A 26,241-nucleotide genomic window follows, 5' to 3' on the forward strand; every position below is an offset into this window, starting at 1 on the left:
GACAGGGTTGAAGCAGCGAGAACAAAGCCAATGGAATAACAGCCAGGGCAACAGGCGTTATCCTGGCCTTCAAAAGATTCTTCTTATCCTGTTGGCTCTGCATTCGCCATTAATGGTTAACAGGCGAGTTACCGGGTTGCTTAACTTCATCCGATGAAGAAGTTGGTTTTACCTCATGAAAAAAATTGACTTTACTGAGAGAACTTGCCACTTTCGCCTCCGCCTCAAGGACCTGAGCCACGACTTCCTTAAGCCGCAGGGTCATCTTTTGAATATCGCCAAACCCGATGTAGCCGTAATGGGCTGTGATACGAATATTATTGGGGGGTCTGGTGTCCACTTCAAACTGACCCAGTGAGCTTGGCTTTTTCAATTCTTCTTCCACAAGGCTGACATTTTTAAGTCCCTTAATGCGAAACACAAGGGTAGCCCCTCGCTCTTCGGCCTGTTCAGGGGTGATCAGTTGAATCGTATCCCCCAAATGCTTCTTGAGAAGCGCCAACAGGTAGAGGGTGAGGCATTCCGACTTGGCTATTAATTTATCCCACCCAATGTCAGCCATGGTTTTAACATAGGTTTGAATGGGTGCCAGGGCAACGGGTGAGGCATTGCTTGTCCGAAAAGCGTGTGCCCCTTGCGTGGCCATAATGGTTGGTGTAAAGCCATTAATGCAGCCAAACACTTTCCCGGACTCCGCGGCTTTCCAGCCCTGGATTGGGGGATACCTGTTGAGGTCCGTGTTTTGGTTAACATAAATACCAAAAGGACTGCCCGCCGTGCCGCTGCAATGCTTATAACTGCATCCTACGGCATAAGTGACTACCTCAAGTTTTTTAAGGTTAATGGGTCGATTGCCGACGGTGTGTGCCAAATCAAGCCCGACGATGATGTGGTTGTCCTCGATGGTTTTTTTCAGCGCCTGTAAAATAAAGGCAAGGTTCAGACGCTGCCCTGTATTAAAGACCAGGTCCGATAAGTGCAATACCTGGATTTCATGAGCGTGCTGTTTTACGAACTCGATAATGGCTTGTGAACTGTACAAACCATTTTCATCTGCTGACAATTTTAAGGTGAGTGCATCCGGGGTGGGTGCCTGGTTATCCAGAAACAAGTCAAAATTTTTGGCGGTTTGTAGTTGTCGCTTAATCACGGAATGAACAACCGCCTGATCAGAAAAAAATTCGGTTGCCAGATGGCAGATTTTTGTTTTTCCCGTTTTCCAGTCTTTTAAGGTGGGCTTGTAAAACGTATCCAGCAGATTGCCTAAATTGGTGGATAGTCCTGCCTGGGTAAAAACAAACTCGCAGGGATCGTCAAAACCCAACAGCGCTTGCATGGCTAAAACAGATTGCGGGTCTACATCGCAATCAAACCAATTACCCCCAAGGGATGCGGTGTCAGGAAAATGGCCTGAGTGAAGTTGCTCACGCTGCAATTTTAAAATGGCTTCGATGGCATGGATAGTTGGCACAAATACCGGGCCTAAGGAGTGGCCGGCAAAAGGTGTGATTGGGCCTAAATCGAATAAGGCTTTTAAATTGAGAGGATCGTGCTTATCCAGCTCTGCCGCAAACTCGGCACTCAACGCGTTTTCTTCTGTTTTAAGCCGTTCTGCAAACGCTTTCGGGTCAGAGGTTAACAATTGCTTTATTTCCGTATTGGATAACATCAACAGCTCCCTGGTTAATTAGCCGTTCTGAGACGGTGCAGTATGCTGTGTTCCCGATTCCAGAGCAACTCCTTATTTGTCATTTGTTCTATGAAGGTCAATCAGACTGCCTTACTAACCAACCCTAAACCTACTGCACATCCGCTTCGGAGAGTCATCATACAGTTCCTGCATTCGTACGCCTAAGCATTATATTTTCACTATTTATTCAAAATATAATAAAATGTCTCACAATGATTAATTTTGTTTCATTAATGGGTAAGTAGAAATCACTATGGTCTATGTTTTAATTAAAAATTTACCGGCGCTGTTAACCGGTGATTATCCCCGGCAGGCAATCAATGAAGCCATGGCCAAAGTAAAACCAAAGCTGGTTTTTGACAATTTTGAGAGCGCTCGCAACTACATGGATGGCGAATTAAAGCTCATGTCGCCTGAGTACAGGTCCACCTACAGTTATGGATTTGTGGAATTGGATTTAAAGCACAAAGACGATTTTAAAGCCATACAATCCCAGCCTGAACACCTTGGGAAGGCCATGGTTGCTTTTATTGTCAAAGAAAAAAGAATGGATGCACAGTGGCTTGACATTAAAGAGCATGAAAAACAGCAATTAATGGACATGAAGTACCACGATCTTAACTCAGAGGATTTATTGCTTAAAGAACCTTACCTGCGTGTTTTATCCAGGATGCCGGCTTCTCTGCGTTTTCTTTGTTTTATCGATTATGCGTTGTTTCATCATTTTAATGAAACCTGGACGGCTTACAATGAGCGGGAACCCGGATCCGTAATGGATTTATTCAATGCACAAGCTCAATTATGTCAACGCCTTTTTTTAGACGGGCAGTCAGAGCCATTAACCTTAAAACACATTCAGGCATTGCAAGCAGCATTGAGTCAGAATTTGTTTGCTAAAGAAGTAACGAGTCGAAGCGGTGCTCTGCGTGAAGGGCATAACTCCTTTCCCATTCTCAGGGATGCCGTATCGCTCAAGGGGTTGGTTGAACTGTTAAAAAGAATAAGAAACGATAGCAATGACGATGGTTTTATGATTGGCGAGTTAAAACAATTTGGCGTCATGAGCCAGTTTTACGCCGCGCTGTCCAATGCGTTACGCATATTCTATTTACAAACCAAAGCCCCCTTGCCGTTTACGGAATACAGCAAAGTCTTTTTGGAATTAAAAGAACGCGCTGTGAAAGACACAGTCAGGGTAATTACTCAACAGCATCCGCACGTCTCTGAATCCATGATAAGCGAAGTGATTTTATCGGAGTTGCAAATCAATCGGATTGAGGAGGAATGCCTCAACGAAGAAAAATACAAAAAGCATGGCTTAAGTCTGTTCGATTCTACGTCGTTTCACCTCCTACATCTGGCTTCACAAACCAAACTTAGACCGTCTCAGTCCGAGTTAAAAATGGAATTAATGCTTGCCCGCCAGCATTCTCTGATTAATCCTTTCGTTTTGGCAAAAAAATCGGATGAAGAACTAGAGACGATGGCCAAAACCTTAATGGCTGATTTGAGCCGGCAACCCTTGTCTATTTTAACGCCGCAAGCTAAAACAGCAGTATCTCTGGCACAAAAGGCTATTGAGGAATATAACAAGGATATCATCAACGTAAAAACCCCCGACGAGGCGATTCGCTGCATCGTATCCCTGGTGCATGAATTGGAGCTGCTCCATCTGTTCCATGATGCCAATTGCCGCACGAATTATTTCCTGCTTAACGAGGCATTGCTCAAACTCGGCCTGAAAGCCTCCATGCTCTATAACCCCAATCGTTTGGATTTGTACAGTGTTGCAGAGCTTGAAGAACAGGTAAAGCAAGGCATGCATCGTTTTGACTATGTGATTGCTGAAGCCAGTGAGTTAGGGAAAATGAATACCGAATGGTTGGGGAAAAAATCCAGTGCTGAGCATTACGAGAATCTATCAACTCAACTCAATAAAGTACTCACGGAGTTTACGCAACGGTATGAAGCGCATCTTAACAAGCTGGAAAAAATGCTCCAGCAGTCGACTTCTGATCAACGCCTGTTCTCAATGCCGAAAAATGACACGCTTCTCATTCAAATCAAGAAATCATTTGAACAATTTAAAGGCAATGGGCATTTGCTGCTGTTGACTTCAACCCTTCAGGGAATGGATAAAAAAGCAATGGAACACACCTTGGGGAAAGAATTCTTAAGCGAACTGGACGCCTGCTGGCCCTCACCCGATTGAATACCGCTTTCGTCCAGGGACTGACTGCCAGTTATTCCAAGTCACTGAATTTGTGATAAAGCCAGTCCAGGCATTGTTGGGAAGAGAAGGATTTTCCAATGATAAAAAATGGATTAATTTGATCAATAATATGTCAAGTGCTAGTATTTTAGTGATTTCATGATCCAGAGGTGATTAAGGTGAACGAGTACATTGAGCTCTATGAACATCATAAGGACGAAGGACATTCGACGATTGATTCTCTTCTGTTCACCTTAAATACCCTAAAGCAGGACCGGGAAAACTGGATTAATCAGAATAAGCTTGGGTACTTTGGGATTGGAATACGGTTTGACAAAAATCCTTTTTTTCAGCCGAAAATCACGCAAAAAAACATAGCCATTATAGGCACAGTAATTGATCAGTTACATGCCCTCAAAGCCAACCCGGATTACCAGCAGGCGAGAGAGACGGCCACAACCCGTCTTGAATTGCTTAAGATATTGGGAGATCAGTTTCACGAATTATCAAAAAAGGGCGAAACCCAGCAATTATTTAATTATGTCATAAAAGAAGAGGGTTCGATTGATTTTTCCATGCGGGAAAGTTCGCTTGTTACCCCCTCTCCCGTGGATATCCTCACAGAGAAGGAGGAGCCGTATGTCGATGAACAAACGTGGGTGTCCCTTCCGGTTCAAGAGCTCCTTGAATCCAAAGGGATTCTTGTCAATTGGTTTGATCCTGCTGAAAGGAGTTTAACGCTTGAACATGACCTTCATGAGCATGTGCAATGGGCCTACAGTCATGTTTATCAGTACGCCTATCGCATCTCGTATGAGGAAACTGCCATTGCACGGTTCCATCATGGCATCCAGCATGTGACCCGGGCGGCTAACTACGCACGCGTATTCGCTAATTTGTACAGGAAATACGGAGATGAGGAAGCACAGCATTTAAGCGAAAACGACATAAAGCTTATTCAAATTGCTTTATTATTTCATGATTCGGCGCGCGAAGGGGATAACGAGGATCTATGGGATCACGAAAGTGCGATTCTGTTGTATTGTTACCTCACCCGCGTTTTGCATGTGGATAGCCAGACGGCAAAGCAGGTGGCTGAAGCCACTGCCAATAAGGATCCCAGTCCCGAGAAAGGCTATTTTGAGCTCAATGAGGACAAAGACGGGCAACTCTCCTGGCAGTTTTCCCAATTTGAGGGGGGGGGGTTCCCCAAAAAAACCATTTATCAAAAAATAATTCATGATTGCGATTGCCTGGATATTATCAGGGCAAGAAATCAATACGATGCCAACTACCTTGATTTTTATAAGGATATTGCCAGCCACAATGAGCTGGCTTTGGAAGAAATGGCTGAACTCATTATTGAAGCCAGGGGTCTTATTCATCACCAGGGGGATTCCTACATCACCAAAGACGAGGACAGTAAGCTTGAGTACGAAAATGGCGAAGCACATGCACGCATCGTAACTGACATGGAGTCTGGCCCTTACCCTATCCTCCAGGCTTTGCACAAACGATTATTATCCATTGAAGAATTGCAAGCCCTTACCCTGGTTGATCTCACGCCTTTTGATGAAACAGCGCCGATGACGGAACAAAACCTGGCCGCGGCGCTCAGGGAAGGACGGATTCTGGCTCGCGGCGTGACTACGCCGAGCGCTTTGCCTAAACGCAAAGCCAATAAGCCGATTCTGCCCGATGAAACACTGGCTGAAAAAGAAATAAGAAAATCAATGCGCGCTGACGGGATTAATAGCAAAAGCAGAAAAGAACCGCCAAACCCGAAAGACAAAAACCCACTGCGTTCCACATCCATTCTGGGTTATGGCAGTGGCGTTTATCCCGCGGCGGGTCTGTTGATTTTTAACCCCAATTTGCAGCAGATCCGCCGCGTGTCAATCGAAGATTTTGACAGCGGCCGAGGTCAAAAAGCGCATTTGGCCCATTTGCAGGAGAAAGAATACAGCGAATCACGCGAGGTGCTGGGACAGGAGCTGTATGAGCTTCACCAGAAAATGAAATTGGGTTTATTTGGCAAAAAAAACCAGCAAGGTTCAAATTACGTTGAAATTTTATATGACATTGACAGGTACGACGCCATTTTCTTTACTAACGATCCAACCATAGGCAATTACATTGCTTATGATGATTTTAATCCTGCCCATCGGTTTTCTCCCATTTTGCAGGCGATTTATTTACAGAAAGAGTACGAAAGGCAATACGAAGCCACACGCGCGGCCTATGGCGAACGCTATGGGGAGGAAGGTGACGCCTTGTTTCTCGAGCGATTTGGTCCTAATCCACGGTTACCCGTTTATGATTATTCCGGCTTACACAACCGGTTGGTCCCTTGCGATCCGACGGTATTGACGGATGAAAACATTGTGAACATGTGGGTGGCAATGTGCTCTGACTACATGAGGGATAGTTTGCTGCGTTTGGATGAGGACACGAGCCATGCTGTGGATGATTCTTTTTTCTATGCGTTGAGCGTCGAGGACATTAAGGTGTACAGTATGTACAAGTACAAGGTAAATACCCTCGCCCAAAAAAATCAACCGGGTGATTTAAGTTACGATGAGTCTCTAAAAAAACAGGTTACGCATGCCATTGAAAAAGCAAGAGAAAACATCGTTGCTGAATACGAACAAAGCCTGTTAGAGCAACTGCAGGGCAATCAACTCTCTGCCTTATCCACAACCGGCTTTTTAGTGCTCCAGTACAGTCCGCACCTGAGGGAGCAGGCAGCAGATAAAATCAAAACCGATCTGGTTGATTTTGTTCATTCTGGTGAGTTGGATGCCTGCCAACTGGACGGTGTAATCCTACCCGATGTACCGGTTTCGACCCTGGATATTCCTCATTGCCATGCGAAAGCAAGGAATGCCTTTTGTAAAAGCAAGCTGATAAAAGCCTTTATTCTGTGTCAACAAGCAGGATTAGACAATGAAGTACAACGGATTCGCAATAAACTGGGGCAATGGGCCGAACAACTTCTGAGTAATAATGCACCGGGTGAATCGGAACTGAATAAACGGCTCAAGTTACGGCAGCTGATGATGTTAATGGATCCTGAGAATCCGTTATTACCGGCGATAAATGCCAGTGTGCAGGCGTTGGTTAGTCAATTAACCACTCAGTATTTGAGTAAAAAATCCGGTTTGCAATCCAGTTATCTGCTGATAAAAACCCTTAACGCGGCGGGCTTTCCCAGGTCACAGTATCAGGACGATTTCCGTGTTGTTTATGATAAAGTGAATGAGACGCTCCCGCAGCTGCATCCGTCAGACTGGACTTATTACGTCAGCGTGATCAAATTGCTAAGGGAAAATCCAGGCCCCGTGATTGAACGCTGGATTGTCCAGTATGAAGACAAGATTTACAATGGAGACGCGCTGCTTGAGTCCTTTCATAACTTACACTTTACCTTCAACGATGAGAACCTGGAATTGTTCAGCGTGCTGGTGCAAAAACTGCATTACAACCAAGAGCCCAGGTGGTATGTTCAACTTCCTTATTGGTTCAGGTTAGTCAAAGGATTGCAGCATTTGTGTGAGAATCACCAGTTTTCAGAATCCCAATTGAAAATCCTAAATGATCGATTGTGTGAAATCGTCGGGAAGGTGATTGAGGAAGAGGAGGCGATGGGGTCCCTTTACTACTCGGAAGAACAGAAAGCCTATCATAAAGTCACGTCTTATGCACAAGAAATAAATACCATTCTCAAAGCCAATGATTTACCCGTCCCCGATTCTCTGATTAATCAATTCAATGCCGCATTAACTGCGCTTGAGCAATGCGATTTAAACAAAATTCAATTCGATAAAGCCCGAATTTTTCTGGTCAAGGCGGTTCACAATCAATTGCCACGGCCTGAGGAGAGGGCGCACGTGCTGGAAAAGATTGCTGATTTTATGAGTTCTAAAGCGCAGGATGAAAAAGAGGCAATTAAGCCCAGTTCAGCGGCAGGTTTTTAGAAATGTCACATGAAGGCATTGCGTTACAACGTGTTGCAAGAGGGGAGGTTTAATTGCATGAAAAATGGCGCCCCCTTTAATTAACTGAACTTATTTGCTAAAATTTAAACAGATTTACTTGCAGTCGAATGTTATGCCCTCGTCAGTTAAAGACGTCACCTCCGGAGTTGATATAAGCCCTCATTATCTGGGAGGTGAGGATAAGTCGTTTAGGATTTTTCGCTACAATAAACACGTTTATGCAGTCCGTTATGACGGCGGGGAGGCGGTTGATTTTGTCCACCTCTGGGGTAGCCAGAAAGGGGAAACGCACAGTAATACTGAACTCCTGGGTGCGGGGAGTTTTGGTAGGGTATTTAAGAAAACAGACACGAAAGCGTTTAAAGAATTAGAGGATAAACGCTACAACGGGAAGGAAATTCAAAAAAACCTGACTATCCTCGAGCATAAATTTTTGCTGAAGGAACAGGGCATTGAAGAGTATTTTGTCTTAGGCCTTTGGAACATTAAAGACAAAAACCATGTGGTTTTTAATATGCCGCAGCTATTAAGGAAGAATTTACCGAGAGACATCGCGCTAGCTCAATATGAGAAGTTTGTTGTTCTTGGTCTCAAAAAATTAAATGAGCTGGGTTATCATCATCCTGATTTGGCCGATCACAACTGGCATACCAGCCCGCAAAACCTGTTCTCCACAGCGGAGGGCATTAAGGCCATTGATTTGGATGAAGGATTTCGTCCTAATGATTACAATGAAGAAAAGAAAGTGTATGGAAGGGATCAATGGTTATATGTTTATAACTATGTTCATAATCATTACTTTCCTTCTGAAAACACAGCATGGCGCCAGGAAGTTGAAAATTGGTACAAAAAACACCAGGGCGAGGCACTTTCTAATCATCCTCAAGCACTGCTAATGCTCCATCATCAGGGAAAGATTGCGCTACCTGACAGTATCGCCCATGAACTTTATCTTAAAAATTCGACCAGGGCCGTGGAGGAATACCGTTCTGGCAGCAGAAAAAACAGGCTCCATTTTTTCCATGAAGTCAGTGTGAACGATGCTTCTCATGATCGCTTTAAAAATCAATACAAGGGTATAAAGGGCGATGCCTTGAAAAGAGCTATTCTTAACGGACTTAAAGATGAACTGGCTGAGGCCGAGACAGAAGAGGCGCTTGTTGACATTATAACCCGCTTCTTAAAATCGCCCGAAATGGCCATTCTGGATAAGGCACAAGGCAAATTCACGCACAGCTTTAACCTTAAAACGGATTCCCATAAAGCCGCGGAGAAACTCTTTGAGGCAGCAAAGAAAAGAATTAATGATGCTGCTTCAGAAAAAACAGCGAACAAGCCAATTGCAGGTAAATTTTAAGCAGTCACGGATCAGGGCTGTTTAAGCGGCCTCCCCGGTGAGAGGAGTGTTGGGAAAAAGGTAAATGGATACGGAAGTGACATCCCTTTCCCAGAGCACTCTGCAAGGAGATTTCACCATGATGCGCCAAAACGATTTGCCTGACTATCCATAAACCGAGACCTAACCCCCCTTGTGATTTTTTTGAGCCCAGTTGGACGTAGCGATCAAAGATTTGTTTCTGTTTGCTTTTGGCTATACCCTGTCCCTCATCCCTGATTTCAAGTGTCGCTCCCCACTGATCCTTCGTCAGTGCAATCATGATGGGCGAACCGGGTGCGTATTTAATGGAATTGGTTATTAAATTCACAAGGATTTGTTCAATCCGCACAGGATCCCAAGCGCCATAAATTTCAGGATGGATACGGGCATTGATTTCACACCCCGCCTGCTCCCATTTTTTCGTATACCGCTCAACCACGGTCTCCATTAAAAGGGATAAATTGAAATACTGCGGTTCGATGGGCAGGCACTGTTGATTCAGTACGGTGGTGATATCGAGCAGTTTATTGATTAAGGTTTCAAGACAGAAACTCTGCTCTTTTATTTTGTGTATAAACTGCATGAATTCATCGACATGTTCCCTAATGTAAGCCTTATCTTTCAGCACCAGGCCATCAACATACAGTCTTAAGGCGGTAATGGGGGTTTTCAATTCATGGGAGGCAATTGAAAGGAAATGATCACGGCTTTTTAATGCCTCTTCCAACGCGTTTGTCCTTTCTCTAACCCGCATTTCCAGGGATTCATTCTGCTTGTGCAATTCTTCTTTTAGTAATTTAATGGTGGCATTTTCCACCATTTCCCATTGCCCGTCCTGCAGGAGCAAGGCAAATTGATGACTTTTGATCACATCAAAGATTCCTTTTGAATCACACTCCCCCGTTTTGTAACAGCACAAGGCAATGATTTGACGATGATGAAAAGCGGCGCAGACCTGATTTTCAAAACATAAAAAATCATTTTTTGCACGTTGACTGGAGAAGTTAGTAGGCCCCCCGGCAATGCGAAGGCCCCTGAAGCCTTGTTCCAGGGCCCGCTTTTCGAGCTCAAGAAGATTAGCCAGAAGCGGGGCTGCTGTCTCTGCACAGGCATTTTTAAAGCAGATTTCCCGTTCAAAAAAGAGCATTCGCCCCTGGGCTAAATGTTCCGCCATGTTGGGGATAGTGTTTAGCAACGCGGTGCGGACAGAATTAATTTCATCATGATTGATCCAGATGCACAGGTCATTGTTATCGAGCCCTGTCTTAAAATACGGGGTAAGAATATCGGTTAAATCGTCGAACGTATCAAAAAACTCACAAAAATGCGTCCCCCAGGGCAGTTTGCCGACGACAGGAATACCTGAATCAATGAAGGCTTGACTGGTATAGGTTAAAGGGCAGGGTGTTTCAATGGAATTCATGGGCATCCTTACAGGCAATTGCAGATCAACTGGCTGATCTTAAATATTTTTGCAATAGAGACAACAGAATGTGCGTATCAATTGGCTTTTTCATAAAAAATTCATTTTCTCTCTGTTCCATGCGTTCTATTCTACCGTTTGCCGAGGTCACAATCGTAGGAATGGCCGCTAAGTAAGGCCATTGAGCCTGAACGTCGCGAAATGCAAAACCATCCATCTCAGGCATCATTAAATCCAGAAGAATCAGGGAGGGGCATAGTTCATTTTTTAACAGGGTCAAGGCATGGCGGCCGTTATCAGCACAACAGACAGTGTATCCCTGTAACTCGATAAACCAGACCATGGCTTCCTTGACTTCTGGATTATCTTCCACAATAAGAATATCGATGGTTTTTAATCCATGCTTTCTGTTATCCTGCGGTTTAATAACCCGGTTATTCAATTCGCTATCCTTCTCTTTTTGCTAATCGTATCAGTTTCTCCAATCCGTTGCTGCAAAAACACAGATTAAACACTTGTTTCCAACACACGATATTAAATAATCGCAGGCCGAATCTTAAGGGGCCATCGATTTAAATTGACAATCAATAAGACGCTTCTTAAAGTTAAACGCTTAAACGCGCAGTTAGGGCAACTTCAAGCGGATACTGTATGACTAACATATGGACAGGCATAGTCTTCCCGATTACCTATCTTTACCTCGTAAGGATTATGGGTGTGCTTTTGTTTACCCCTATTTTTTCTGCGTCCATTGAACACATTCCCCACGCCACCCCCTTTCTAGTGGGTGTGGCGATAGGCATATTCGGCTTGACGCAAGCCATTCTTCAAATCCCTTTTGGTGCGTGGTCGGATAAATTCGGCAGAAAAAAATTAATCAACATCGGTTTGTCCTGCTACTTGCTGGGCAGTGTGTTGGGCATTATGGCGGGCTCCGTCTACACGCTAATCCTGGCACGCATTGTTCAGGGGTTGGGGGCCATATCAGCTGTTTTAAGTGCGTTGCTGGTGGATTTGACGCCTGAATCAGTCCGGTTAAAAGCGTTTGTTTTCCTGGGCATCATGATTGCTATCCTGTTCATGGTGTGTATGGTTATCTCACCGGTTCTCGTGGATTATTTCGGTCTGTCGGTTTTATTTTACATTCTGGCAGGGTTGTCATTGACAGGGCTTGTGATTAATCAGTATGTCATACCCAATCCGGGCAGAAACCTGACTCCGAGTATTGAGCGCGCTTCGATAAGGGGCTTGCTTAAGGATAAAAAATTATCGGTTCTTAACCACAGTATTTTGATTCAGCACCTGCTGGTGTGCTCGACGTTTTATGCCGTTCCTATTGTATTAAAACACTTGGTCCAACGAGGTGAGTTAAGCAGTGCACTTTATTTTTATGCGCCTTCGTTGAGCTTAAGCTTTGTTTTGATTGTCCCCCTCATCCGGCTTTCTGAAACATACCGGCTAGCCAAACCGTTATTCCTCGTAACCATTGCGACCTACAGTGTCATTCAGTTCAGCATGGGTTTTAAGCCGGGAATTCACACGCTCATTTTTTTATTTACGTTGTATTTTACAGCCTTTAATTTTATTGAAAGCAATTTGTACGCTTTTATTTCTAACCACTGTTCCCCTGCTACCCGCGGAACGGTGCTTGGACTATTTAACAGCTATCAGTTTTTGGGCTTTTTCCTTGGCGGGGTATGTGCCGGAGTAATTGATCAGTTTTTTCCGCTGCATACCCTTTTCATCTTTAATGGTCTGCTTGCTGTGGTGTGGTTTTTTTATTCCTTCCGCCTGTTTAAGCAGGATAATAGGCCATAGTAAAACGTTTAACAGGAGAAAGCGTTGAAAATAAAAAAAGGGGTTCAACTCATTCTCTGGATTATTGCCCTTCAGGGCATGGGATTTCTTTTGGGCCTGTTAACCAAAGCCAACATCTTCCCCTGGTATGAACACTTGGAGAAGTCCAGTTTAACGCCTCCGCCCTGGGTGTTTTCCACAGTCTGGAGCCTGTTGTATCTGCTGCTTGCCATCGTCGGCTGGGTCTTGTGGACGAATAGAAAAGAGCCTCGTGTCAGGCTGTTGTTTTACCTTTATGTGTTACAACTGCTCATGAATTGGAGCTGGACGCCTTTCTTTTTTCAGTGGCATTGGACGGGGTTTAGTCTGCTGTGGATTATCCTGATTGCCAGTCTGACGGGGATAATCATTTATCGTCTGTATCCTGAAAAAAGGACCCTTGCTGTCTTGTTAATGCCTTATCTGGTCTGGCTCGTGTTTGCCGCTTACCTCAATGGCGTTATCTGGCTGTGGAATTAGCGGAAAAGGCATTTTCAGACAGCCTTGCAGGCGCCGCTGGATTTTAAGCGGCGTCCAACTCATTAAGAAATAACAAATACACGCCATTGGTCCAGCCAAAACCAACTTCATTGCTGGTGTAGCTGTAATGGATTTTTCCGGATGTATGGATGCTTTCATCCAACACGTCGTATTTTTCAAAAACGGCCTGCGTTTTTGCAAATCCCTTGTTCACCGTATTGACAAATCGTTGGGCTAAATCCAGCGCTTCTGAGCGGTACCCATACCGTTTTAATCCCTCCACGGCAAAATAGTGCATGGGAGCCCAGCCAAAGGGAGCATCCCACTGCACTCCCTGTTTATAAGGGCTGGCCAAGAGCCCGCCTTTACCCATTAAAAGAGGCAGGTTTCTTACCACTGCCTTGGCTTGTTCCTTGGTCGCCAGGCCTGCCCACAATGGATAAAGCGTGGTAGCAAACAGGTATGGCCGTAATTGTTTGGTTTTGTGATTGTAATCAAAGTAAAAACCGCGTTGATTATCCCATAAGTATTGATTGATGCGTGCGGCACGTTGGCTCGCCCGTTTCTGCCAGACTGAAGCGGATTTGGAACGGTTCAAAAGGGTATAAATTTCACCCGTTTCTTTTTCCATTTGATAAAGAAAAACATTTAAATCAACGGGGATATAATCAACGATGGCTGCGCCAAAAGGCCCATATTTATTCGAGATATCCAATCCTGACTCCCGTACTGTCCTATCGGCTAGATAAAAGGCCGGCGTTAATGTCCCACGGTTGGCGTCGTAATACAGGGACTTGTCATAATCACGAATGTTATGGGTTTTAAAATAGCGTAACACGTTCTGATAATAGGTCTCCGATTCTTCAGGAGCAGGCCCTTCACCCTGAGCGTAATAACGCGACAACCCGGTTTCGGCATTCAAATGCGGTGGACTTACCCAGAATTGATAAAAGGTATTGATCGCAGGAAGAGTGTTTTCTAACCATTGCTTATCGTGAGTTCGGCGGTAATAAGCCAGGATCATTCCTGTTAATAAAGGGGGTTGGGATCGTTGTAAATAATACGTGCGATTCGCATTGAGGATGGTACCGTAATGATTAATTTCATATATCAGGTTGTCCACCATGCATCTGGCCAATTGTAGTCTGCCGCTTTCAAGTAATCCCAGTTGAATAAAATAGCTGTCCCAGCCATACATTTCATTAAATCGACCGCCGGGTACAACATAAGGGTGGGGTAAATAAAGCAGTCCATGCTCCTGGATATGGCTTACATCTTCAGGCAGAGTCCGAATGATCACAGGCTTCTTCGCTGATTTGGATGTGCCGGCAACACGGTTTTTAATGTGTTGCAGGTTTTCCCGGCGAGAAACATAGAGGATAGTCTGAGTTGAGTTCAATTTGTCATCTGCATGTGACCAGTCCAATTGATTCGTATCCCTGACCAGGACATCCCAGGTCGACTCCACGTAGGCTTTGACCTGTTCAGTCATCCTGTCTTTAACGGCTGCTGCCCTGCTACTGAACCCGCTGATTAGCAGCAGGATTATCCAATAGCTCATCCATTTCTGCATACTGTGACCCCATGATCTAATCCATGACCATCCAGAGTAGCTTTCTTTTAAGCAGGATAAAAGCGTTATGAATAACCCTCTTCCCGGGAAGAGGGCGGTTCAATGGGTGTGAAGCGGATGCGACTAATCTTTAAAATGGGCATTGTTGTAGTCATTTTCCTCTTTGCTTCGCTGATCTTCTCTCCAATCCCATTTTCCGGAGCCGCCAGAAACTTTTTGAAGGTCTTTTTCAGCCATTTTTTTGGTTTTATTTAAGCGATTTTTAGAGCGTTCGAGTGTCTTTTTCATACTGTTAATCCAAATTGTCTGACTTATTTAAGCATAGTATAAAAAGATGAAACGTCACTGCCCGCACTTTTCCATTTTTTGTGCCAATACGCTGTGAAGAAGCGGATCAGCCTGTTGAATAAACGGCGCTTGCTCTTGCACGGTGTGGTTAAACCGATAAAGGTATTGCACTTTAAATTTGGTGTTTACAAACAACGGTGCATCCAGTGCCTTGTAATGGCCTTTTTCAAAGAACACTGACAATTTTTTATTGCAGCCGGCTGGAAGGAAAAAACCATTAATACGGCATGCGTCACTGTGTTTCTTTTCACCCTCTTCGGCACAGGGGGCGTGCGAGAGGAAAACGGTGATGTTAATGATTTTTTGTTCGGGAAACGCGGTTTTAAATTGGCTTAGCACGTCAGGGAAACCGCGAATCAGATTTTCTTCTGCGTGATTGGACTCTGGAAATACCGCCGTTTCGTTATTTGCCAGCATGAACTGATAAAGGCGTTGTGTTTTTTCCCTCTCCTTCTCTTTGGAGATCTGGCCTGACAATGCGCTGCTGAGTGCTACCTTGGCTCTTGCCTGTTTGATCGTGGCAACCTCCGGAGATGGATTACTGCGAAAAACAAAATAAGCCTGGCCGTTTAAACTAATGATGGCAATTACTTCCTTGGGTTTGCGTTGCAAGACGGCCATTGTTTCTGAAAGGGAGCGGTACAGCTTCATTCGATTCTTCCTGTGCTATCGGTCAGTCAACGTCTAATCACTATATTGTTCTCACGCTGAACGGTCAATAGAAACACAGTCAGTTTTTTTTGATGCAGATTGGAAAGACTATCCTCACCTTTTAAACACAGTTTGCGTTTTAATTTGCAAAATGCGCGATCGCAGCCAAATAATATACCAAGGAAATCCAATTAAGTACCGCATGAAAAAATGGACTGGTTTTCTTATCGTGCTGACGATAATGGTTTTGGGGGCTTATTACGTGATGGGATGGATGGCCATGCGTACATTAAGCCAGAACATCAACGCCCTGCCTGACAGCCCTGTCTTTACCATTTCACTGGAAAAATACCATCGCGGCTGGTTTTCATCGCATGCTCTGTTGCACTTCAAGCTTCATATTCCACCCCAGACTGTCACCGAAGCGGATGGGCAGACGACGATGGGGCCGCCTGTGACGATTCGACTGGGATTTCCTTTGTTGATTCAGCATGGCCCTGTCATTGTCACTGAGACGGGCCTTCGTTTTGGAACAGCGCAGGTAACAACTCGCCCCGCCACCCACTATGGCGCGCTGATCAGTTACCTGAACAAAACCATCATGACCTATACCTTGCCTGCGATGACGCTGTACACGGAAATCAATCCTTCCCTGGGCGGCTTTCAGTTCGATTGGCAAGGACTCCGCCTGTGGCTGGGTTTGTCACCGCATTTAAATGGGTTTGAAAGTCATCTTAACGCGGGTGGTTTAACCATTGACTCAAAGGATTTTAAGTTAACACTGCAGAAAATCGTCAGTGAGACGGAATCAACACGCTATCAGGAGTGGCTGTGGGTGGGGAAAACCCGGCTTTTCCTCCCTTCCCTGACCTTTAGTACCCCTGGGCAGAAGTGGTTTGATCTGAAGCGCTTTGATTTGACCGTCACCAATCAGGTGGAGGATGACAGCCTGCGGTTTGATTGGCAATTATCCCTGCAAAAGCTGTTTGCAAACAACCAGACCTATGGCCCGGCCACGATGAAATTGAGCATTCGCAGGGTGGACATGGCCGCATTTGCGAAAATCAATCAGCAGCTGTGGAATTCCGCAGCGCAAAGCAACCCGGACAGGGCGATGATGGCTGTGATGATGGCATTGCCTGACTTGCTCGCCAAAGGGCCTGTTATCGAACTGTCGGCGCTTGATTTAACCCTGCCTGAGGGCAAAGTGCTTGGTCATTTTAAAGTGATTTTCCCTGAGGTTCATCCCAAAGACGATGCAACATTCATGAAAAAAGTGCACGGTGAAGGGCAATTCCGAGCGCCGGTGAAGGTTGTCAAAGCCTTGTTAATGCAATCACTGAAGCAGCATGTGCCACCGTCCACGCCTGCGGCTTCAAGGGAGCAGGCCCTGACGTTAGAGTCGGCGAATCCAGTCCCTGCCAATGAGCAGCTGGATGTTGAACAGCAGGCGGATCAACTGCTTAAGGATTACCTCAGCCGGGGTATTTTAAAACAGGAAGGGGACGATTACGTGTTAACCTTCAAGTTGGAAAATGAGCAATTGATGGTCAATGGCCACCCTTTCAAGCCTTAAGCCAGGCGGGCGTGAACTGATTCACGCCCAAGCGTCATTAAGTCATCAACTGCTGGGTAGCAATGGCACCCAAGGCCACCGTAATGTGGCTTATCGTGGCATTGCTTGGCAGGTAGCTTTTAAAAAAGCCATAGTACCCGGGTTCATCCGCCTGGGGGCTGCTGGTGTGCAATTCGTTGAGGTCCTCATCACTGCTTGTCTCTGATGCTTCTTCTGAGAAGCGTTGTCTGGTATCTGCCGTTTCCTCCTGTGTGGTCGGCGTTTGAATCGCCTGTTGAGCCAGTAGCTCATGGTATTGGTCCTTAAGGCGTTGCTTTTCCTCCTGCAAATCGCGCAATTGCTGGAGCAGTGCCTGATTCTTTTGTTCCTGTTGGGTTAATTTAACCTTTTGAAGTCGCTCGTGGGTTGTTTCATAATTTTTCTGTACCTCCTGAAGGTGGTATTGCAATTGATGGCGGTATCGTTCCCAATCCCTGGCTGAGGACAACGCCTCGTTTTGGCTGATGGTAATTTGCTTGAGTTCGTCGTCATTGATTTCATGATGCAGGGCTTTTTCGGCGCTTTCGTATTGCAGGGCGGAGTCTTTAAGTGATTCGATGAGTTCAACAGCAAAAAAACAGGATTTTATCCAGTAATAGCATTGGGTAAACCAGGAGAGTTGTTCCCAGCGGCTTCGGCAGGAGTAATAATGTTTACTGGCTGCGTTGAACTGATTTAATTTTTGGTCGAATGAGGCGATCTTTGCCTGAATTTCGGAGCGCTGGGACGCAAAAACGGTGAGTTTTTTTTCAAGCTTGTTGCAGGCTTCAAGTCCTGAGCTGTCTTTAGGAAGGATCAATAGAGGCTTGGGCACAATGGGTTCAATGGACACAATGGGTTCAATAGGTAAAATAGGTTCAATGGGGAGTCTTTCTTTTTCTTGCGGGGCAGGAACGGAAGCGAACAGCTTAACCAGGCGGGCAATGTAATCCTTCGGACTTTCTGTGTCGCCCCTGTCTAACTGCTCATGGATGAGAGGAATGCCATTCTGTACGCAATAGGGTTTAATCTCATCCAGAAGCGCTAAGGCTTGGCAAGCCGTCGATTTTTTCTTGTCCTCGACGGATTTAACGACAAATGAGCGAAGCATCCAAATCGAGCCTTCATACTGAACGTCACGGTAATTTTTCAGATGCTGGTAGTAGACAATGGCAAAAATTAAGCTTTCCCGGCTGGTTATTTTCGGTAAATGAAATTCATAATCCGCTTCGTCTGTCTTAAATGCGATTTTGTTGTTAAATTTCACCGCCTCGTGATGCAGGTGATTAGCCACTTCCTTAATTTCGGTAATCCCCTGGGTTTCAATCTGAAGCCCGATGCGAATTAAATTTCTGGCGATTTGAATTTGCCGTGTATACTCTGGATTGGTTTTGACCTGGGGGAGTTGGTTGACTAAGTCTTTAAAACATTGCCAATAAACAGTCATCGAAATCATCATCAGTCCTTTTAGATCATCCCTTGTTTTAATGTAAAGGGGTTAGGTAAAAAAATCTACACTTCTTTTCCAGGAGGATCGATGAAGCACCGCTAGGCAATTGAATGGAGTAACGTTCTAAGGCGAAAGGCGTCGTTGGGGGCACAACATTTTTCATCATTATCAAAATAACAGAATACCGGTTTTCCCTCGTCGTGCCAGGCTGTGATCTTGCTGGCATATCGTTTGAGCGTCTCGTTGTCGTAAGAACCCTGATAAGCCGAAGGGTTAGGGCCGTGCATGCGAATGTAGATAAAGGATCCGGTCACCAACTCCGGCGACTGGTAAGTTTTAAAATCATAAAAACACAGGCTCAAGTCATGCTGGTGCAGTAATTCGTAAAGTGGGTCACAAAACCAGCTTTTATGACGAAACTCAAAAGTGTACAGGTATTGCTTGGGTAGACTTTCAACAAAAGCCTTAAGTACCGGGATATTGACAGGCCAATAGGGTGGAAACTGGAAAAGTATGGCCCCCAGTTTTTCCTCAAAATGACTGAATGCCTGGAGCAGGTTAACGGTACTTTCAGTAATGTCACGTAAACGCTTGATGTGAGTGATGTAACGGTTGGCTTTGCAGGAAAAAATAAAGCCGGGCGGTGTCATGGCCACCCATTTCCTGACATTTTTTTCTTTGGGAACCTGATAAAAGCTGTTATTCAGTTCAACGGAAGCAAATGTCTGGGTATAACACGGCAAAACCTGATCGGGCTTGATTTTTTCAGGGTAGAAAATCCCTATCCAGCCAGGATAGCTCCAGCCTGACGTACCGATATGGACACCCTTTTTTTCCATGATGAGCCTGCAAAAGTCCTTTTTATAACTATAGACGCTGTCGCGGCCCTGCGGGCGTCTGCGCGATTTTGTTCTGTTAATAATCACATAATAATTTTTAATTACAATTAGATCATGTTTCGATTATTTTGTTGCAAAAATGAAAACAATTGCTATTGTAGGCGGCGGTCCCATCGGTTTGTATCTGGCCATCCGGTTGAGTCAAGTCTTAGGCAGTCAATTGAGTGAATTTAAAATCATCATCATTGAACCGAAACTCAATGATTACAATCGGCCGGGTATTGTGGCAAAGAATGTGCTGGACTTGATTGAACGGCACATCAAACTCGGTAATGAGGTACTGAAAGCCAGTGATGACAGTGACAGTTCCATCTTTATCAGCCGGCTGGAAGCGGCTTTGCTCAAGGAGGCAAAGCATTACCCCATCCAGTTTGTCAAAGCCTCTCTGACCGGCATGAGCCCGCAGGGGAATTTACTGCTTAATAATGGCCAGCACCTGACGTGTGATTACGCGTTTGATTGCACGGGAGCAAGACGCAAACTGATTTCTGCGGTCAATAGCCAGCTGCCGCCTGGGACCAGATTCACGGTTTCAACGGTGGGTGATAATCCCAGGAAAAATCATTTTGTTGCCTATGTGACCATGGATGCCACCAATGCCGTACGCATGGTTGCAGACACCCAAAGGGACCCTTTGCAACGTGCATTGGGGTTGCAGCGTTTGCGCAGTGAATTTAAATGGCCTGAATTTGTTGAGCCGGAACTCAGTCAACGCCGCTACACCACTGACGAGTCGGTGCTTTTTTATCTTTATTATGAAACCCCGCCGCAGTTTAATTCGATTTCCCAATCCAAACAGAAGGAGTGGTTGTCGGCGTTAATCGAATTCAAGACAGGCCATGCGCTTAAGTTCCACGTCGAAGACGATCCTCTGAAATTCAGCGCGTTTGTTGTCGATCCGGACAAGGTGAATGAAGTCTATCTGCAAACCAGTGCCTTGCCCTTCATTGCGTTACCCATGGGTGATGCACACATCAAACCGGATTTTCGCCTGGGAATAGGAATTCGAAGCGGTGTTTTAAGAGCAGAATCGTTTATTACGGCATTGGTTAAAAGCGGCGGAAATATACCTGGGGCATTAAAACCCTATGAGGTGTTGGTGCAAAATCCCATGGGATGGCATGAGCAGACCCTGCAATCGGAGTACCGCCTGGAGAAAGAAAAAATAAAAAATGCCCTGCCCCAAACCAAAAAAATGTACATGGCGGCTTTATCGCAGGTCAAAACCGATATCGACCGATTAACGCTTGAGGCCGGCCTGGATGACATCAATACTCAACTCGCACTGGAACAGCTGGCCCTGGCCAGAGAGCATTTTGCGATTGCCGCACATGAAAAAAGCAGCCAACAACCTGTACGACGAATTCGTTTATCCAAAACCAGCGCCGTTCTGCAGGAGGAAGCCTTAAGCGATTGTGAGAAAGCCTTATTGAGTGCCATGGAATTAATGCCAGCCCATAAACAGGACGTTGTTAAAGAGGAATTGCTTGATTTGGCCATGAGTTACAAGGAGGTTGCCAGCCGCCTTTATCAAAATGACCAGAAAGCGACTGCCAAGATTTATTACAAGGCTGCGGCTAGGCTGTTAGGCACCTTTTTTTCAGCGGAATACTCCCTGGAATTAGTGAAAATCTATTCAAATTTATTAATTATTGCCAAACAACAACAGCAATACAACTTGTTGGAAAATTATAAGGATCTGGCGCTACAATGGTTAAAACATCAGGATGAATCCTTACCTGAGGTTAAAAAATTAAAGGACAAGATCCGGTATAATCATTGTGAGGGCATGTTGACGCAAATAGCGAATGAAGCGAAAAAAGAAACACCCGACAAACAGGTGATGGACAAACTGGAAGAAGCAGAAATCAATTACAGCCAATTACAGAGTCAGGATCTGTTATCCGAGGCGGAAAATAAGAAGCTGGTGGCGCTTGTGGGCAAAATAAAGGAAAGCAGCTTAAAAAACACCCAGAAAATTGATAAAACCATTTAAAGGTCTGGGATACCGCTACGGCGTTAGAGCGAATCCAGCGATTCATTAAAGGCAACAACCTGGTTTCTGCCATTGTGTTTGGCGATATACAACGCTTTATCCGCGGCATTAATCAAGGGTTGAACGTCCCTGACCGGCGGGCAGCAGGCGATGCCCACGCTGAGCGTGACCACGAAGTGGTGATTGTTGGCTTCAAATTGCAACTGGGACACCTGGTGACGAAAATTGTCGCAGATGCGAATGGCATGTGCCTGCTGCACTTCAGGCAGGACGATTGCAAACTCTTCACCACCATAACGGCCGATGATGTCTGAGCGCCGAAAGGAATTCTGCAGCAGGATAGCAATTTTACGGATGACCTGATCGCCTATCGGGTGGCCGAAATTATCGTTGATTAATTTAAAATGATCGATGTCCAGCATGGCAAACGACAGGGGCATTTTATTACGCTGCGCGCGCGACACTTCATTTTCAAGACGCTGGATAATGTTGGTGTGGTTATACAGACCGGTAAAGCTGTCTTTGACCATGAGTGATCCCAGTACCCGGGCCCGTTTGGCACGGGACGTCAGGACATGAATCAAATCCTGAGGCTCCACCGGTTTTAACAGGAAATCATCACCGCCAAGATTCAATGCGGACAATTGTTTGACGCGATCGCCTTCGCTGGAGAGAAAAACAATGGGAATGCCAGTGTATTGCGGTTCCTGACGCAGCAGGACGGCCAGTTCAAGGCCGGTGCATTCCGGCATGTAGATATCCATAAGCAGCAAATCCGGTTGAAAATCTTCAATGGATTCAATGAGGGCCAGCGGATTGGTAATAAAGCGCGCCTCCATGCCGGCTTCTTTTAAAATCAGGGCATAGTATTCCGCCACCGAGCTCGAATCATCAATGATGAGGATGCGGTAAGGCTCCCGCGGTTGGCCGATGGTGATTTGAATTAATTTTTTAGCCAGCAGAAAAGGATCAAGGGGTTTTTGATAAAAATCCGTGCTGCCAAGACGGATGGCTTTAAGCCGGGTTAGGATATCCCCTTGACCCGCTAAGCAAAACAAGGGAATCGACCGTTTAAATTGGCTTAAGAAATCGCTTAGGAATTCGGTCTCTTTCTCTTTCAGCGAATCCAGATCAATGAGGATGGCCGCTGGGATCTTTTTTTCAATCATGTCCTTGAGCGACGCTGCCTGAGTGATTTTGAGTAATTTTAAATCGGATTCCTCCAGATTTTTTTTTAATTCTTGAGCGAGAGAATCGCTATTGCTCAATAAATACATCAGTAATTCCTGAGGCTTTTTTGCAACGTTCACCGCACCCGGGGAAGGGGCTTCAGCGATACAGTCAGCCAGGATCAATTCCAGGTATTTCAGTAATTGTTCTATCTCGCGTTGTTCGTGCAACGATAGAGGATCATGGCGCTCCAGCAGGGATTTTAAATACACTTCAAGCGATCGGGCGGCTTTGCCCAATTCGGTGTAGCCATAGGTGCCAGCTGAGCCGCACAGGCTGTGAACATTGCGATGAAAATCAATCAGACGTGCTTTATCCCAGTCTTTCAGCAAAGCGGTCCATTCCTCCCGCAGTTTCTCAATTTTACCGGGCAGGCTTTGGCGATACGTTGCAAATAACGCGTTTAACTTATGCTGTACATCCTCTTTCATGCCTGTCTTTCCCAGGCCGATTTAATCTTATTGGCCAATGTCATCGGATCAAAGGGTTTGGAGATCACTTCCAACGCGCCCATGGCCATGTAGTGTTGTATTTCTTCGCTTTGAATTTTTGCGGTCATGAAGATCGCTGGGATTTGCACATAACCTGGCATTTTACGCAGTTCGCTTAAAGCCGTTGGGCCATCCATGCCAGGCATCATCACGTCGAGAAGCAATAAATCGGGAGCTGTTTCCTTGGCTGCTTTAAGGACCTCAAAGCCGTTCGTGCAATAAATCACCTCAAAGCCGCCTAAATCTTCCAGCGCGATTTGCGCGATTTCCCTAATGTCCGACTCGTCCTCGGCATAAAGAATGGTATTAAGAGTTTTGTTGGACATAGTGATCTTCCTTTAAGGGTTCAGGAAACAGATTCTTAATTTTAGTCAACAGTTCATTGTTGGTGATTTTTGATTTCACCAGTGCATCGATCACATAGCGCGAGAAATCCTTATCCAGTTCGGTCGCTGAATAGACGATAACCGGAATCTGGCGCTGAGCAAGTAACGGCAGCAGTGAACTGCCATTGCCATCGGGCAGGAGAAGATCAAGAATCACCGCATCCACTTTGGTTTGCAGCAATTGGGCCTTGGCTTTTTTAAGGGTATCGACGGTGATGAGATTGACCGTTTTACTTAAGACTTCGTGAATGATTTTCTGGGTATCGGCATCGTCCTCAATGTGTAAAACCACGGGCAGACTGTTTGATTGCGGATGGTGAATGCGCGAAATGGCCTGCGTTAACTTGCCAAAATTGATGGGTTTTTCCAGCCAGTCAATGACGGAGAGTGCATCGCCATTAATGATTGCCTGGCCTGTTTCGGCGATGATGGAGAGGACAATGATGGGTAAATCATGGGTTTTCGGCGAATTGCGCAATTCACGGATAAACGTAATGCCATCCTGGTCTGGCAGGATTAAATCAAGCAGAATGGCCTCATAATTGTGTTTTTCGAGCAGCACTTTGGCCTCACCCACAGAACCGGCGATATCGCATTGCCAACCGGAAGCCTCCATAAGCAGGCTTAGATATTTCGCCTGATCCAGATCATCTTCGCAGATTAAAAACCGTTTCTCATCGGTGGCAGACGTACTGATTTCTCCTGCCGGCATGTAAGCACTGCTTGGCAATTCGAAATAGAAGGTCGTGCCCTCACCCGGCTGACTGCTGAAGCTGATGCTGCCCCCAAGCTTCTCAATAATGATTTTACTGATACTCAAACCTAAGCCGGTACCGCTTTTTCCGCGTGTGGAGGAGGAATCAGCCTGAGAAAATTTCTGAAAAATCCGGGGCTGGAATTCAAGCGGGATGCCTGTGCCCTGGTCAGCCACTGAAACCCGGACCTGCTCGCCGTGGGTGGATAAGGAAATGGACACTTTACCGCCCTGGTTGGAAAATTTAACGGCATTGGAAATTAAATTGGCCAGCACCTGCATGAGACGGTGGGGATCGGCCTGAACATAGGTATCTGGCAAGCCGTCTTTCAGTTCAATGTCAACGCCGTATTTCTCGCCATAGGCTTTGTTGGCGATGATGGCTTCGTTGACGAGTTTGTTCAATTCGACGGATTGGATGTCAAACTCCATTTTGCCGCTTTCGATTTTCTCCATGTCAAGGATGTCGTTAATCAGCAGCAATAAGCGCTCGCAGTTTTTATTGGCGATGTCCAGCAGTTTTCTAGCCTTATCTGAAAACTCTCCCACAGTCCCGCCCATGATTAAACCCAGTGAACCTAAAATGGACGTCAGTGGCGTTCTTAATTCATGGCTGACCACGGAGACAAATTCGCTTTTGATTTTTTCAGTCTGTTTCAGTTCGGTAATGTCGTGGATGGCAATCACTGCGCCCAAGGCATAGCCGTCTTCCCGGATAATGGGTTGTCCGTCGATAACCACATTGCGGGTGATGCCATTTTTGAATCGAAGCACAAGTTCCTTGCCATGGATGCGTTTTCCTCGCAGCGCCTGACAAAGTGGCGTGTCTTCCGCTGCAAGCGGCGTCTCCTTGTTTAATTCATACAGTTCAAAATAGTCAACTTGTTCCATCACCTGCGGGTTTTTCATTTCGCCGACAAATTTGTGCAGGGCCTGGTTAAAAACCGTAATCCGTCCTTGCGCATCGCAGGCGATGATGCCGTCATCCAGATTATTGAGCATGGCATTTAGAAATTCCTTCTCATTTTGTATGGCATTGAGCATTTTTCGGTAATAGGTGGAGACAGTGAGTGCCAGTGCAATGATTAAACTGGTCACTCCGGCAATAAAGAGTGCCATCCAGGTGGGGTGGATGGTGGTGGCGTGCTCCATGTCCATGCCGCCCAAGGGAGTAAAGAGAGCGGCGGCCATCCCTGTGTAATGCATGCCGCAAATGGCGATACCCATGACCAGCGCGCTGCCTGTTTTAAACAGCAACTGCTGTCTTCCGGTTCGCTTTGTGCTTTCAATGGTTAGCCACAAGGCCGCTTCCGAGGCAAAAAGGGCAATCAGAATGGAGAGGGTAAATAAACCGGGAAGGTATTGAATATTGACATGGGTTTTCATGCCCTCCATGCCCATGTAGTGCATGGTGGCAATGGCCAAGCCAATGAGCACACCACCTTTGGCCACGTCGGCGAAGGGGCGTTTTTGATCCTTTAGGATATACAGGGCAAAAGCCGATGCGGCGATGGCAACCAGCATGGATGAAATGGTCCATATCAGTTCGTAACTCATGGGCATCGCCATGATAAAAGCCAGCATGCCAATAAAGTGCATGGACCAGATGCCAGCGCCCATGGCAAAGGCACCGCCTGTTATCCAGTAAATTTTATATTGTGGTGATTTTTCCGCGCGCAGCCGGCCCACAAAATCAAGGGCAACGTAAGAAGCTAAAACAGCAATGACATAGGATAAAATAACGAGTTTCAGATCATAGCGGCCTGTTAATAGATTGTCAGGCAGGGGGCCTGTGTGGAACCAGTTCAAATCCGTTTTCATAGTTATCTCTATTGTGGCTGGCCTCATCATG

The 26,241-nt window shown here is 45.7% G+C and carries 18 protein-coding genes; 7 read left to right on the plus strand and 11 right to left on the minus strand.

Annotated features, from left to right (window positions below; genetic code table 11):
- Positions 1-109: 109 nt before the first annotated feature.
- Positions 110-1,669: a hypothetical protein gene (locus tag GH742_RS03560; RefSeq protein ID WP_203456124.1), complete on the minus strand. Its 1,560-nt coding sequence runs from the start codon at positions 1,667-1,669 to the stop codon at positions 110-112.
- A gap of 274 nt (positions 1,670-1,943) precedes the next feature.
- Between GH742_RS03560 and GH742_RS03565 the strand changes: the two genes are divergently transcribed.
- The 3 genes from GH742_RS03565 (at position 1,944) to GH742_RS03575 (ending at position 9,257) form a co-directional block, all read left to right on the plus strand.
- Positions 1,944-3,902 carry a hypothetical protein gene (locus GH742_RS03565; protein WP_203456125.1) on the plus strand — a complete coding sequence of 653 codons (1,959 nt, stop codon included), beginning with the start codon at positions 1,944-1,946 and terminating at the stop codon, positions 3,900-3,902.
- 179 nt (positions 3,903-4,081) lie between these two features.
- The gene (locus GH742_RS03570; RefSeq protein ID WP_304607789.1) at positions 4,082-7,879 is read left to right on the plus strand and encodes a SidE phosphodiesterase domain-containing protein; all 3,798 of its coding nucleotides are present in this window, start codon (positions 4,082-4,084) and stop codon (positions 7,877-7,879) included.
- Positions 7,880-8,012: 133 nt separating this feature from the next.
- Positions 8,013-9,257 (plus strand): hypothetical protein, encoded by a 1,245-nt coding sequence (locus GH742_RS03575; RefSeq protein ID WP_203456126.1) that lies wholly within the window; start codon positions 8,013-8,015, stop codon positions 9,255-9,257.
- 4 nt (positions 9,258-9,261) lie between these two features.
- Here GH742_RS03575 and GH742_RS03580 read toward each other — a convergent pair whose 3' ends face one another.
- Both GH742_RS03580 and GH742_RS03585 read right to left on the minus strand, forming a co-directional pair.
- Positions 9,262-10,701 carry an ATP-binding protein gene (locus tag GH742_RS03580; RefSeq protein WP_203456127.1) on the minus strand — a complete coding sequence of 480 codons (1,440 nt, stop codon included), beginning with the start codon at positions 10,699-10,701 and terminating at the stop codon, positions 9,262-9,264.
- A gap of 25 nt (positions 10,702-10,726) precedes the next feature.
- Entirely contained in the window at positions 10,727-11,143 is a 417-nt protein-coding gene (locus tag GH742_RS03585; RefSeq protein WP_203456128.1) for a response regulator, read from the minus strand.
- Between the two features lie 209 nt (positions 11,144-11,352).
- On the opposite strand from GH742_RS03585, the gene GH742_RS03590 reads away from it, so the two are divergent.
- Both GH742_RS03590 and GH742_RS03595 read left to right on the plus strand, forming a co-directional pair.
- Entirely contained in the window at positions 11,353-12,519 is a 1,167-nt protein-coding gene (locus GH742_RS03590) for an MFS transporter (protein WP_203456129.1), read from the plus strand.
- Between the two features lie 24 nt (positions 12,520-12,543).
- A complete protein-coding gene (locus tag GH742_RS03595) occupies positions 12,544-13,017 on the plus strand; it encodes a TspO/MBR family protein (protein WP_203456130.1) in 474 nt (157 codons plus the stop codon).
- Positions 13,018-13,060: 43 nt separating this feature from the next.
- Here the strand turns inward: GH742_RS03595 and GH742_RS03600 are convergent, their stop codons facing one another.
- The 3 genes from GH742_RS03600 to GH742_RS03610 form a co-directional block, all read right to left on the minus strand.
- Positions 13,061-14,590 carry a trehalase family glycosidase gene (locus GH742_RS03600; protein WP_370569517.1) on the minus strand — a complete coding sequence of 510 codons (1,530 nt, stop codon included), beginning with the start codon at positions 14,588-14,590 and terminating at the stop codon, positions 13,061-13,063.
- A 123-nt stretch (positions 14,591-14,713) separates the two neighbouring features.
- Positions 14,714-14,878 (minus strand): hypothetical protein, encoded by a 165-nt coding sequence (locus GH742_RS03605; RefSeq protein ID WP_203456131.1) that lies wholly within the window; start codon positions 14,876-14,878, stop codon positions 14,714-14,716.
- 54 nt (positions 14,879-14,932) lie between these two features.
- Positions 14,933-15,589, minus strand: a complete 657-nt coding sequence (locus GH742_RS03610) for a hypothetical protein (RefSeq protein WP_203456132.1) — start codon at positions 15,587-15,589, stop codon at positions 14,933-14,935.
- Between the two features lie 202 nt (positions 15,590-15,791).
- Here GH742_RS03610 and GH742_RS03615 point away from each other — a divergent pair, with 202 nt between their 5' ends.
- On the plus strand, positions 15,792-17,165 hold the full coding sequence (locus GH742_RS03615; RefSeq protein WP_203456133.1) for a YdgA family protein: 1,374 nt from the start codon (positions 15,792-15,794) through the stop codon (positions 17,163-17,165).
- A gap of 37 nt (positions 17,166-17,202) precedes the next feature.
- Here the strand turns inward: GH742_RS03615 and GH742_RS03620 are convergent, their stop codons facing one another.
- Positions 17,203-18,642, minus strand: coding sequence for a hypothetical protein (locus tag GH742_RS03620; protein ID WP_203456134.1), 1,440 nt, complete (start codon positions 18,640-18,642; stop codon positions 17,203-17,205).
- An 89-nt stretch (positions 18,643-18,731) separates the two neighbouring features.
- Positions 18,732-19,472, minus strand: coding sequence for a DUF72 domain-containing protein (locus GH742_RS03625; protein WP_203456135.1), 741 nt, complete (start codon positions 19,470-19,472; stop codon positions 18,732-18,734).
- 139 nt (positions 19,473-19,611) lie between these two features.
- Between GH742_RS03625 and GH742_RS03630 the strand changes: the two genes are divergently transcribed.
- The gene (locus GH742_RS03630; RefSeq protein ID WP_203456136.1) at positions 19,612-21,528 is read left to right on the plus strand and encodes an NAD(P)/FAD-dependent oxidoreductase; all 1,917 of its coding nucleotides are present in this window, start codon (positions 19,612-19,614) and stop codon (positions 21,526-21,528) included.
- A 23-nt stretch (positions 21,529-21,551) separates the two neighbouring features.
- Here the strand turns inward: GH742_RS03630 and GH742_RS03635 are convergent, their stop codons facing one another.
- From GH742_RS03635 to GH742_RS03645, 3 genes are read right to left on the minus strand one after another with little or no spacing between them, the layout of a single operon-like run.
- On the minus strand, positions 21,552-23,189 hold the full coding sequence (locus GH742_RS03635) for a diguanylate cyclase (RefSeq protein ID WP_203456137.1): 1,638 nt from the start codon (positions 23,187-23,189) through the stop codon (positions 21,552-21,554).
- Entirely contained in the window at positions 23,186-23,575 is a 390-nt protein-coding gene (locus GH742_RS03640) for a response regulator (protein WP_203456138.1), read from the minus strand. The genes GH742_RS03635 and GH742_RS03640 overlap by 4 nt, the downstream gene beginning before the upstream one ends.
- A complete protein-coding gene (locus tag GH742_RS03645; protein ID WP_203456139.1) occupies positions 23,556-26,210 on the minus strand; it encodes an MHYT domain-containing protein in 2,655 nt (884 codons plus the stop codon). The genes GH742_RS03640 and GH742_RS03645 overlap by 20 nt, the downstream gene beginning before the upstream one ends.
- Between the last annotated feature and the right edge of the window lie 31 nt (positions 26,211-26,241).

The sequence above is a fragment of the Legionella sp. MW5194 genome, assembly GCF_016864235.1.
In the GTDB taxonomy this organism is placed as follows: Bacteria; Pseudomonadota; Gammaproteobacteria; order Legionellales; family Legionellaceae; genus Legionella_C.

What these genes read in the sequence shown, in the direction of transcription:
- GH742_RS03560 (WP_203456124.1), bottom strand. Translation starts at nt 1,669, where the DNA reads ATGTTATCCAATACGGAAATAAAGCAATTGTTAACCTCTGACCCGAAA.
- GH742_RS03565 (WP_203456125.1), top strand. Translation starts at nt 1,944, where the DNA reads ATGGTCTATGTTTTAATTAAAAATTTACCGGCGCTGTTAACCGGTGAT.
- GH742_RS03575 (WP_203456126.1), top strand. Translation starts at nt 8,013, where the DNA reads ATGCCCTCGTCAGTTAAAGACGTCACCTCCGGAGTTGATATAAGCCCT.
- GH742_RS03580 (WP_203456127.1), bottom strand. Translation starts at nt 10,701, where the DNA reads ATGAATTCCATTGAAACACCCTGCCCTTTAACCTATACCAGTCAAGCC.
- GH742_RS03590 (WP_203456129.1), top strand. Translation starts at nt 11,353, where the DNA reads ATGACTAACATATGGACAGGCATAGTCTTCCCGATTACCTATCTTTAC.
- GH742_RS03600 (WP_370569517.1), bottom strand. Translation starts at nt 14,590, where the DNA reads ATGCAGAAATGGATGAGCTATTGGATAATCCTGCTGCTAATCAGCGGG.
- GH742_RS03605 (WP_203456131.1), bottom strand. Translation starts at nt 14,878, where the DNA reads ATGAAAAAGACACTCGAACGCTCTAAAAATCGCTTAAATAAAACCAAA.
- GH742_RS03610 (WP_203456132.1), bottom strand. Translation starts at nt 15,589, where the DNA reads ATGAAGCTGTACCGCTCCCTTTCAGAAACAATGGCCGTCTTGCAACGC.
- GH742_RS03615 (WP_203456133.1), top strand. Translation starts at nt 15,792, where the DNA reads ATGAAAAAATGGACTGGTTTTCTTATCGTGCTGACGATAATGGTTTTG.
- GH742_RS03620 (WP_203456134.1), bottom strand. Translation starts at nt 18,642, where the DNA reads ATGATGATTTCGATGACTGTTTATTGGCAATGTTTTAAAGACTTAGTC.
- GH742_RS03625 (WP_203456135.1), bottom strand. Translation starts at nt 19,472, where the DNA reads ATGGAAAAAAAGGGTGTCCATATCGGTACGTCAGGCTGGAGCTATCCT.
- GH742_RS03630 (WP_203456136.1), top strand. Translation starts at nt 19,612, where the DNA reads ATGAAAACAATTGCTATTGTAGGCGGCGGTCCCATCGGTTTGTATCTG.
- GH742_RS03635 (WP_203456137.1), bottom strand. Translation starts at nt 23,189, where the DNA reads ATGAAAGAGGATGTACAGCATAAGTTAAACGCGTTATTTGCAACGTAT.
- GH742_RS03640 (WP_203456138.1), bottom strand. Translation starts at nt 23,575, where the DNA reads ATGTCCAACAAAACTCTTAATACCATTCTTTATGCCGAGGACGAGTCG.
- GH742_RS03645 (WP_203456139.1), bottom strand. Translation starts at nt 26,210, where the DNA reads ATGAAAACGGATTTGAACTGGTTCCACACAGGCCCCCTGCCTGACAAT.